The sequence below is a fragment of the Caballeronia sp. genome, assembly GCF_049581465.1.
In the GTDB taxonomy this organism is placed as follows: domain Bacteria; phylum Pseudomonadota; class Gammaproteobacteria; order Burkholderiales; family Burkholderiaceae; genus Caballeronia.
In genome coordinates this window covers 1-3810 of sequence record NZ_JBAUSA010001407.1, presented here as the reverse complement: position 1 = coordinate 3810, position 3810 = coordinate 1, and the positions used below count along the sequence as shown (strand labels likewise).

Annotated in this window: 4 protein-coding genes and 1 pseudogene; 1 reads left to right on the top strand and 4 read right to left on the bottom strand. The window is 61.0% G+C overall.

The features are described 5' to 3' along the window. The coding region (locus WCA53_RS34015; RefSeq protein WP_423922552.1) for a deoxyribodipyrimidine photo-lyase at positions 1 to 568 on the bottom strand (568 nt) is incomplete at its 3' end. Positions 569 to 571: 3 nt separating this feature from the next. After that, on the bottom strand, positions 572 to 1720 hold the full coding sequence (locus WCA53_RS34010; RefSeq protein WP_423922547.1) for a 6-bladed beta-propeller: 1149 nt from the start codon (positions 1718 to 1720) through the stop codon (positions 572 to 574). 223 nt (positions 1721 to 1943) lie between these two features. Between WCA53_RS34010 and WCA53_RS34005 the strand changes: the two genes are divergently transcribed. Further along, on the top strand, positions 1944 to 2675 hold the full coding sequence (locus WCA53_RS34005; protein WP_423922542.1) for a hypothetical protein: 732 nt from the start codon (positions 1944 to 1946) through the stop codon (positions 2673 to 2675). A 185-nt stretch (positions 2676 to 2860) separates the two neighbouring features. On the opposite strand, the gene WCA53_RS34000 is transcribed toward WCA53_RS34005, so the two are convergent. Both WCA53_RS34000 and WCA53_RS33995 read right to left on the bottom strand, forming a co-directional pair. Then, positions 2861 to 3187: an HdeA/HdeB family chaperone gene (locus WCA53_RS34000; protein WP_423922539.1), complete on the bottom strand. Its 327-nt coding sequence runs from the start codon at positions 3185 to 3187 to the stop codon at positions 2861 to 2863. Between the two features lie 143 nt (positions 3188 to 3330). Further along, positions 3331 to 3810, bottom strand: a pseudogene (locus WCA53_RS33995) (TAXI family TRAP transporter solute-binding subunit); the annotation flags it as partial.

Genomic DNA, 3810 nt, shown 5'->3' with positions numbered 1-3810 from the left:
TTGCGCCTTCGGGCACCGGAAAGAAGTCGATCCGCCCGGGCGCGGGCCGCGGCAGTTCGGGCGAATACTCGCGGCGTGCGGCGCGCCAGTACGCGCTGAATACCTGAAACGGCCGGGCGTCGCGCGTGGCCACCGTCCACGGCTCGCGCAGCAGGTGCCCGTTGAAGGTCGAAACCGCCATTCCGGATTCTTTCAACGCCGACTTGATCGCTGCGTCTGTCTCGCGTTGCGCTGCCGAATAGCGGCCATTCCAGCACACCTCGATCGCGCCGATCCCTGCGGCAAACCCTTCGATCACCTGACGTTCAGGGCCACGAAGTACGATCAGCCCCCCGCCCATTGCGGCAAGCGCCGCATTGAGCTCGCGCAGCGATTCGTGAAGCCACCAGCGCACAGCGGCGCCCGGCAAACGGGTTTCCCCAGGCTCCGGGTCGTGGACATACACGCACACGACCGGGTGGCCTGTGGCGACGGCGTGCAGAAGCGCGGGGTTATCGGCAAGACGCTGGTCGTCGCGGAACCATACGATGACGGGCGGGCGTGAGCGGGAGGGAGAAGATGGCCGCATGAATCAAGCGTGCAGAACCAGCTTCTGCACGCGCCAGTTCAGCAGTTCGGCGACGAACAGCACGTTCTCCGATGGACACGCCATCTGATGAATCCAGCCGAATTGCTTCGGCTGCTTGCCTGATTTTCCGAGCACGCCGAGCACCTTGCCGTCGAGCGTCATCTTGTAGATACGGCCTGGAAAAGCGTCGGCACTATAGAGCACCTGATTCGGTCCGGGCGAAATGCAGATGGCCCATGGCGAGCCCGGCGCAAACGTGCCGGCCGCGATTGCCGCCTCATCTGGCATGTTGCCGATCGCCGGACGTGCGTCCGGCGGCACCGGAACGTCGATCGTGAATTGCCGCTGGAAATTGCCGTCGGTGTCGAACACCTGGATGCGCCGGTTGCTGCGGTCCGCGACATAGATGTTGTCGTGCGCATCGAGCGCGATGCTATGGGGCGTATGAAACTGCCCCGGCCCGGTACCGCGGTCGCCCCAGGATTTGATCCAGTTGCCATCGCGATCGACTTTCGCCACGCGTGAGTTGATATAGCCGTCGCTGATGTAGGTGTTGCCGGCGACGTCCCACGCGACGTCAGTCACCTGGCGGAAGCGGCCAGGCTCGGAGGGCAGCGGCGGGTTTGGGTGCTTTAGCGGGCCGGTGTCTTCGTCGGCGGCTTCCTGCTTTCGGCCGAACACCATTGCGACGCGTCCATCCGGCGTGAACTTGATCACCATGTCGGAGCCTTTGTCCGTCACCCATATGTTGTCCTGCCGGTCTATCTTGACCGTATGCGCGAACGACCATGCATACAGGTTGTGTCCTATCTCGCGGATGAAGCGTCCGTCGGGTGCGAACTCCAGAAGTTGCGTCGCAGCCGCGCCATAGGCTGGCCCATTCGTGTTGCCGCGTGACAGCACGAAGATGTGCCCATGCGAGTTGAGCGCGACACCGGAGCATTCGCCGAAATACGTGTCTTCAGGCAAATGAACGGGATCGGCAATCGAGTCGTAAGCAATGGACGGCACCGGTTGTGCGTCCGCGAAAGCCGGCGGCATCACGAGTCCGGCAGCGGTGCCGGCGACGAGGCTCATGAAAGTACGGCGACTCATTGCGCGATGCCCGGCACTGCCGCAGCACGGGCAAAACGACCCATATTGCTCACTCATCGGAGGCTCCATGCAAAGCACTGGTGTGTCTCATACTGTCCCGTACTATCGTACCTAACGTTGCAGAGGCAATCGTAATGCACAAAACGCTTAATAGCTAACTCGCCTTTCAACGCAACCGCATAGCGGTGCAGTTGTCGAGCGCCCGTATAATTCTGGCGTAGCTTTGTTCGCCGATCTTCCGTGGATCCGGGGTGCCAACGTGCGGTCATGGAAATTACTGATGGGCGTAGGTTGTTGCTTGATCCTCGGTGCTTGCAGCACGGGTAGCCCGTCGCATTTGCAGGCCCAGCCGGCGACCAATCTGCTGGTCTCTTCCGCCGGCGTCTATAGCGGCGCGTTCTCGACGCAAGCACCCGTCACCCTGCTCTCGCTCTACGACGGGTCAGCCTATCTCTTCTATCAAAAGCCGGCGGCCAGCGTCATTGTCGTGACGAATGGCCAACAGACGGGCAACGGCCAGTTCAACAGCCGGTCGGGCACGCAGTACCGTTTTGCGCCTGACGCGGCAGCATCGCCGGTCCGGGTGCAGATCGATTTCTCGCGATCGCCGAATGTGACCGGCACGGTCGTCGCGTCCGCCCCTGGCGCCACGCCCATGACTTTCTCCGCGACCCCCGAACCGTCTTTGGGACAAGGTCCTGGTTTCGGGGCGATCGCGGGCGAATACAGCGGGCAGATGAGTTCGTTGCAGGGCAACGCGGCCGCGCAAATGCTCATCGCGCGTGACGGACTGCTGGCGGGCACTACGTCAACGGGTTGCGAGTTTCGCGGCAACGTCTCACCCGATAGTGGTGTCAATGCCTACCGTGCATCCATCACGTTCGCCGCTGCGCCTTGTGCGGTGGCAAACGTCACGGTCACAGGCCACGCGTTGCTCGATGAAGGCCGTCTGCTGATTGCATTGCCGAAGCAGGACCGCTCGGACATTGTCGTGTTTGACGGCACGAGATGAAGTCCGATCTACCGATAGGGTGAACGCCGCGCGTCTCCACGAAAAGCGCGTTTCGCGCCGCTTGCGTGCAACCGTGCGCACGCCAACAGCGCGTCTTCGTCGAGCCAAGCCGTCGGGCTTCATTAGAACCATTTTGCATGTCCTGCCTGGCACCAGCATACTGTCTTGGACGACCGCATTCGTCCTCAGTGATCGTCAAAGAGCGCGATCTGGTTGGACTTGATCATGGATCTGACTTTCGACATGAATGGAGCGTGCGGGTCCTTCTTGCATTCTTCCACGACCGCCTCTCCCACGGGATGGGCCGTGTCGACGACCACGGTATCTGTTTCCTTCACACCAAGCCTATCGACGCCGGCGACCCAGTAGACCAGGGCGGGTCGATAGACCTCGTCAACGGATACGAAGTCCGAGCAGCTCATTTTCGCGGGACTCAACGGCTTTTCTTGCGCGCTAGCGGTGTGAGCGACGACTAAACACGCCAGGATGGCTAAAACTTTCATGGATTTCATAGGAGTGCTCCAGGTATCGATAAAGAGTCGGTTTCAAAGGGGAGGTGCGCCATGACGTCGACAACTCGCAATGCGCATGCCGTTCGTCATGCATGGGCATCGTAGGGAAGTCGAATTAGTTCAGAATTACGTCTATATGAAACTTATGTTCGGGAGTCGTTACCGCGCCGTAGTGCTGCGATCTGGGAGCGCACATAACTGATGTGCTCGCGAAGCACGTAGAAGTGTTCGGCATAGGCGATCGGCATCTGAAGTTTGTTCAGACCTTTTTCGATCGCATTGAGCTTCTCGGTGAACTCGAGATAATTCTGTTCGGAAGGGTCGTCGAGCACGCTGCGCTCGAGTGCGATCAGCTCGCCGTAGCGCCGGTAGAAACGCGACTTGACGCGCCACGCGTACAGCGGCGGCACGAAGCGCAACGCCGGTATCAGCACGACGACTATCGGCACGACCAACACCAGGAGGCGGTCTACGAGGCTCGCAAGCCAGAATGGCATCGTCCGGTAGAGGAAGCTCTTGCCGGACTTGTAGTAGCGCGCGGCATCCGGACTCAACGGGAAATCGTGCGCAACGGGCGCAGGGAACTCGCCGGCGGCCTGCAGCAGGCTGGCGCCGCCGTGAAC

Bases quoted from the DNA above. Each gene is read 5' to 3' on its own strand.
- WCA53_RS34005 (WP_423922542.1), top strand. From the start codon at position 1,944: ATGGGCGTAGGTTGTTGCTTGATCCTCGGTGCTTGCAGCACGGGTAGC.
- WCA53_RS34000 (WP_423922539.1), bottom strand. From the start codon at position 3,187: ATGAAATCCATGAAAGTTTTAGCCATCCTGGCGTGTTTAGTCGTCGCT.
- WCA53_RS34010 (WP_423922547.1), bottom strand. From the start codon at position 1,720: ATGAGTGAGCAATATGGGTCGTTTTGCCCGTGCTGCGGCAGTGCCGGG.